Genomic DNA, 6,167 nt, shown 5'->3' on the forward strand with positions numbered 1-6,167 from the left:
GGATACCAAAGGAGATATTGCTTACAGCTGTGAAGAACTGATTATCGACGCGGTAGAAATCATAGATTATCCGCATTACTTCTCCCCGAACGGAGACGGAATCCACGACACATGGAATATTGTTGGATTAGGTGGACAACCTAACGCAAAAATTTATATATTTGACCGCTATGGCAAACTAATGAAACAAATCAGTTCAACAGGTCAAGGTTGGGACGGAACCTACAACGGAAGTCTTTTACCATCAGATGATTACTGGTTTACGGTTGATTTTATTGAAGGTGCCACAGTTAAACAGTTTAAAGCCCATTTCTCATTAAAAAGATAGTTAAAATGAATTTTAGAAAGATTTATTTATTAGCACTACTAATAGTTGCACAATTTTCTCATTCACAAGAAGGATTACCAGTTTACTCAGATTATTTATCTGATAATTACTATTTGCTACATCCTTCAATGGCTGGAGCTGCAAATTGCGCAAAATTAAGACTGACAGCGAGGCAACAATGGTTAGGTCAAAAAGACGCGCCAGCCTTGCAAACAATAAGTTTCAATGGAGCTTTAGGTGAAAGATCCGGAGGAGGAATTATTGTTTTTAACGATAAAAACGGTTATCACTCTCAAACAGGGATGAAATTGACGTATGCTCACCATATTATGTTTTCACGTGATAATGTTGATTTGAACCAACTTTCATTTGGTATGAGTGCTGGTTTCATTCAAAGTAATTTAGATGAAACTACGTTTTATGATAACAATCCGGGATTTGATCCTGTGGTGTTTGGTTCAATTCAAAAGTCAACTTATTTTAATGTTGATATTGGAGCTTCTTATAATTTCCTTGATTTTTATGTTCATGCAACAGTTAAAAATGCATTGGCTAGTGATAGAAAATTATATACTGATAGTGAACCGGTAAATTTGAGAAGATTTATTTTAAACGCCGGATATACTTTTGGTGATGCTGAACAAATTCTATGGGAACCATCTTTTATGTTTCAACTTGTTACATTGACTCAGGAAAAAACAGTCGATTTAAACATAAAAGCATACAAAGAATTAGATTTCGGAAGATTATGGGGTGGAATATCATACAGAAGAAGTCTTGATGGAGCACAATATGTTCAGGGTAATGGTGTTGCAGATCAAAAACTGCAATACATAACACCAATTGTTGGTCTGAATTTTAAAAATTACGTAGTATCATATACATATTCTCATATAATAGGTGATGTTAAGTTTGATGCAGGTGGTTTCCACCAAATAACTTTAGGACTTAATTTATTCTGTAAACCAGAAAAATATCACTGTAATTGTCCTGCAATTAATTAATTCAAATAACTGTCCCGATTTATCGGGACAATTTTTTTTAACCATGATAATAAAAGCTGTTAACGGTAAAAGCCCACAAATTCCAGATGATTGTTTTGTTGCAGAAAATGCAACAATCGTTGGAGATGTTATTTTGGGAAAATCTTGTAGTGTTTGGTATAATGCAGTTATTCGCGGTGATGTTCATTATATTAAAATAGGAGATAAGGTTAACATTCAGGATGGAGCAATTGTTCATTGTACTTATCAAAAACATCCAACTGAAATAGGGAATAATGTTTCCATTGGGCATAATGCGATTGTTCATGGATGCAAGATTCATGACAATGTTTTGATCGGAATGGGTGCTATTGTGATGGATAATTGTGTTGTAGAAAGCAATTCTATTATTGCCGCCGGAGCAGTTCTTACCCAAAACACTATAGTTGAATCAGGGACGATTTACGCTGGAGTTCCAGCTAAGAAAGTAAAAGATATTGACCAATCTAATTTTGCAGGCGAAATAGAGCGTATATCGAATAATTACGTGATGTATTCTAGCTGGTTCAAGGAAGATTAAAGAAAGCCTTGAGTTTGAGTTTAGCCCTGATGGGAGCGATACCTTGTATAAGTGGACAGCAGGAATATGGTTTAAACAATCCCCAGAGTTTGGCTCTTAAAAATCTTTAGAAATAACCTTGTACTTATTCTGTAGAATTTCCGTTAAAACCCTTGAATCTGAATTAGAATAGAAAATAGCTTTTCCTTTATTCGTTTCATTATTTAACTCATTTCTTTCCAGCAAAACACTTTTTGTTTGTCGAGCAACAGCTTCGCCGGAATCAATTATTTTAATATCTTTTGGAAGTATTTTTTTTATTTGCGGAATCAAATAAGGATAATGGCTGCAACCCAATACCAAATAATCTATATTGGCTTCAATCATTGGTTCTAAATACTGATGAAGCAGTAAATCCATATCTTTAGAATTGATTTCTCCATTTTCTATAAGTCCGACTAACCCATGTCCGATTTGCTCAATAATCTTAGTGTCATTGTACTTCTCAGCAGTTTGATGAAACAATTCGCTGTTTAAAGTTCCTTGCGTGGCTAAAATTCCAATTATGTGACTATTTGAATGAATTGCGGCTGGTTTTATCGCTGGTTCAATACCAATGAAAGGAACTTTATATTTGGCACGCAATACTTTGATGGCATTTGTTGTTGCGGTATTGCAGGCGACCACAATTATTTTTGCATTTTGATTCAGAAGATACTCGGTGTTTTTAATACTAAGTTCAATAATTTCTTCTTTAGATTTCTGACCATAAGGAGCGTTTTTGCTGTCGGCAAGATAAATAGTGTCTTCATTTGGAAGTAATTCGTGAATTTCCTTCCAGATTGATGTTCCACCAATTCCCGAATCAAAAAGGCCTATAGGATTATTGTTTTCCATAGAAACAAAAGTAAAAAAAAACTGCTCAACTAATTGAGCAGTTTTTGATAGTATTATGATTTTTTTAGAATCTGAAACAAGTTCAGATTAAAATCCTAAATCTTTTTTAACATCAGCTGTTAAATCCGGGCCATCGGCCAAAAGTAAGTCAGCAACGTTTAAAACATATTGGTAACCTTTTGCTTTACCAATTTTTGAAATCGAAGCTTTGATTTTATCCATCAATGGTTTAACCATATCAGCTTCTTTCTTTTGCAATTCTTTTTGAGCATTGTCTCTGTAATCAGTAATACGTTTAACTAAGTCTTGTACTTCTGTTTGACGAGTTGCGTTTACAGCATCTCCAACAGTTGCAGCTTCCTGATCGTATTTTTTAATTTTGTTTTGATACTCCTCAGCCATTGTTTTGTATTCAGCATCGTAAGTACCGCTCAATTTTTCTAATTGTTTTTGAGCATCCAGCATCGCCGGCATTTTAGAAATTAGTTCATTTACATCTACATGTGCAGTTTTTGCTTGTGCATTGATGGTATAACTAGTTCCTAAACATAATACAGCAGCTAGTAGTAATGATTTCAATCGTTTCATTTTAAAAAGTATTAATTAATTATTTGTTATTATTATTTTATTCTGTTTTTGGTTTATTTTTTGCGTCTTCTTTTGCTTTTTTCGCAGCTTCTCTATCTTCTAATATTTTTTTCTTTTTTTCTTCTAAAGCTTTTTTTCTGTCTTCAATAAGTTTAGCTCTTTCGGCTACTTTTGCTGCTTTAGGATCAACTACTGTTGAATCGGATACTTTGCCATCAGCTTCAGTTGGTAGTGTTGTTTTATCACTACTGGTTTTCCCATTAGCAGTAACCGTGCCAGTTTTTTTAGCGTTCTTAGCTTCTAACAATTCCTGTCTTTTTAATTCCTTTTCTGCTTTTGCAGCTTCGGCAGCAGCTTTTCTATCGGCTACTAATTGTTCTCTTGCTTTCTTTTTCTCTTCTAATGCTTTTTTACGAAGTTCCAATGTTGGATTAGCGTCATTGGCAGCATCCTCTAACTCATCTTGTGCCGCTTGTTTTTTAACATCTTTATTAGACATCTGCTCTCTTTTCTCAGCTCGGGTAATAACTCTGATAACCTGATCGCTGATATCGTATCTTTTAGCAGAAAAAAGCATGGTTAAATCGGAAGCTTTATCAAAAACAAAGTCGTATTTTTTAGCTTCGGCAATATCCTGAACAGCAGTAAAAACCTGATCTTGTATAGGTTTTACCAAAACCGCTTTTTGCGTAATTAAATCTCCATTTGGACCAAACTTTTTTTGTTGAAAGTCTAAAAGCTCAGTTTCCTGAAATTTTATTTCTTCTTCACGTTCGTCTACTAACTCTTTGGTTAATAAAGCTTTTTCAGTTTTTAATGCATCTTTCAATTTTGCAATGTCAATCTTTTTGGCTTCAATGTCTTGTTTCCATTTTTGCGCTTTTTGCTCTAATTGACTTTTAGCTTCACTATAATCAGGGACATTTTGCAGAATATATTCCATGTCTATATAGCCAATTTTAACGCCTCTAGATTGCGCATTTGACTGAAGTACAGTTGATAAAACCAGAATTGATATTAAAAAATATTTTTTCATTCTTAACTTGATTTAGAAATAGTATACCAAATATAATTAAAATTGTTGACCAATTATAAAATGTGTTTCCCAACCATTAGGTTTTGTAAATCCAGGAACAGCATCAAAGCCATGAGCAAAGTCAATTCCCAATAAACCAAATGCCGGCATAAATACTCTCAAACCAAATCCAGCTGAACGTTGCAGTACAAATGGATTGTATTCTTTGAATGTGTTGAAAGAAGATCCGGCTTCTAAGAAAGTCAATGCATAAATTGATGCAGCGGCTTTTAATGTCAATGGATATCTTAATTCAAGTGAGAATTTATTGTAAACTGTTGCACCATCTTGTGATGATAATGATTGATTTGGATATCCTCTTAATTGAACAACTTCTCTACCATCCAATGAAAAGTTAGCTAATCCATCACCACCAACAAAAAATCTCTCAAATGGCACTAAACCACGGCCACTATTATAAGCGCCCAAATAACCAAATTCACCAAGCGCTCTTAACACTAATGCTTTTGATTGTGTTCCTGCTATCCTTGTATACCAATCGGCTTTGAACTTTATTTTATAATATTCCAGCCAGTTGAATTTTTGCTGATCAACTTTTGCTCTATCTGCTGTTGCTTGTGTATAATCGGCACCAACAGTTTGATAAACTCCGGAACCCGTTGTGGTTTCCTGTAAATAATCGTTTATAGCTGGAAGCTGTCCTTCAGCGTTTGGTACTGTCGTTATTCCGGCCTGAGCATTATATTGGAGCTTGTATTCTTTTTGATTTTCTAAATCTGCATAATCAATTCCGTTAAATAATGAATAAGGCAGAGTGAATTTTGCTGTTACACTAAATTCAGAACCAGATGTTGGGAAAATCGGATTTACTCCTTTATTATTTCGGGTTAAACCAAGCGTGTATGCTAAGTTTCTCGATGATCCATCACCAAAGGTAAACAGACCGGTATTGTAATTATTCAAATCATAATATTGAAAACTCACTGAACTTGAGAATACAAAATAATCATCCGGAATAGTCAGTCTTTTTGCAATACCAACAGATAATGAAGTAATATTAAAACTCTTATCTCTGTCTACATTAGATGAATTACCTGAATAAAGAAACTGTTTACTGTGTGACAATGAACTTGAAAACTGAATTGGTTTTTTTCCGCCAAGCCATGGTTCCGAAAACGATAAGCTATACGTTTGAAAAAATGAACTTGCCTGTAAACGCAAGGCAACTTTTTGTCCATCACCCATTGGAAGCGGCTTGTAAGCTTCTTTTTTAAACATATTCCTTGCTGAGAAATTGTTGAAAGATAATCCCAAAGTTCCAATGAATCCGCCACCGCCATAACCACCTTGCAGCTCAATTTGGCTCGATCCTTTTTCAACAACGTTGTACTCAATGTCAACTGTTCCCGCAGCCGGATCAACATTTTTGAATTTTGGATCAATTGCTTCCGGGTCAAAGAAACCTAATTGTCCAATTTCTCTAATGGTTCTAACTAAATCTTCTTTGCTGTATTTTTGACCTGGTTGCGTTCTTAATTCTCTATAGATTACTCTATCATTGGTTTTGTCATTCCCTACAACCGTAATATTGTTAAAGTAAGCAATTGGACCTTCAGTAATTCTAATTTCAAAATCAATAGTGTCGTTAGCAGTTTTTACTTCAACAGCATTTATGTTTGAAAATAAATAACCATTGTTTTGATATAAATTGGTTAAATCTTCTCCATCAGGTTTTGATTTATCGGCAATTCTTTTTTCAAGCAAAACACCATTATA

The 6,167-nt window shown here is 34.3% G+C and carries 7 protein-coding genes; 3 read left to right on the top strand and 4 right to left on the bottom strand.

The genetic code is table 11. The annotated features are described in order from the left end of the window. The 3 genes from ABIQ27_RS00155 to ABIQ27_RS00165 form a co-directional block, all read left to right on the top strand. On the top strand, positions 1-328 hold a 328-nt coding region (locus ABIQ27_RS00155; protein ID WP_348030910.1), incomplete at its 5' end, for a T9SS type B sorting domain-containing protein. A gap of 5 nt (positions 329-333) precedes the next feature. Then, a complete protein-coding gene (locus ABIQ27_RS00160; protein WP_348030911.1) occupies positions 334-1,332 on the top strand; it encodes a type IX secretion system membrane protein PorP/SprF in 999 nt (332 codons plus the stop codon). Positions 1,333-1,375: 43 nt separating this feature from the next. Continuing rightward, a complete protein-coding gene (locus ABIQ27_RS00165) occupies positions 1,376-1,891 on the top strand; it encodes a gamma carbonic anhydrase family protein (RefSeq protein WP_348030912.1) in 516 nt (171 codons plus the stop codon). A gap of 96 nt (positions 1,892-1,987) precedes the next feature. On the opposite strand, the gene murI is transcribed toward ABIQ27_RS00165, so the two are convergent. From murI to ABIQ27_RS00185, 4 genes are all read right to left on the bottom strand, one after another. Further along, positions 1,988-2,767: a glutamate racemase gene (gene murI, locus ABIQ27_RS00170; RefSeq protein ID WP_348030913.1), complete on the bottom strand. Its 780-nt coding sequence runs from the start codon at positions 2,765-2,767 to the stop codon at positions 1,988-1,990. A gap of 87 nt (positions 2,768-2,854) precedes the next feature. Next, complete coding sequence (locus tag ABIQ27_RS00175; protein WP_348030914.1) at positions 2,855-3,355, bottom strand: OmpH family outer membrane protein; 501 nt, start codon at positions 3,353-3,355, stop codon at positions 2,855-2,857. 37 nt (positions 3,356-3,392) lie between these two features. Continuing rightward, positions 3,393-4,391: an OmpH family outer membrane protein gene (locus tag ABIQ27_RS00180; RefSeq protein WP_348030915.1), complete on the bottom strand. Its 999-nt coding sequence runs from the start codon at positions 4,389-4,391 to the stop codon at positions 3,393-3,395. 36 nt (positions 4,392-4,427) lie between these two features. Then, positions 4,428-6,167 (bottom strand): POTRA domain-containing protein (locus ABIQ27_RS00185; RefSeq protein ID WP_348030917.1); only part of this gene is annotated, 1,740 nt, incomplete at its 5' end.

Source organism: Flavobacterium sp., assembly GCF_039916025.1.
Taxonomy (GTDB): Bacteria; Bacteroidota; Bacteroidia; order Flavobacteriales; family Flavobacteriaceae; genus Flavobacterium.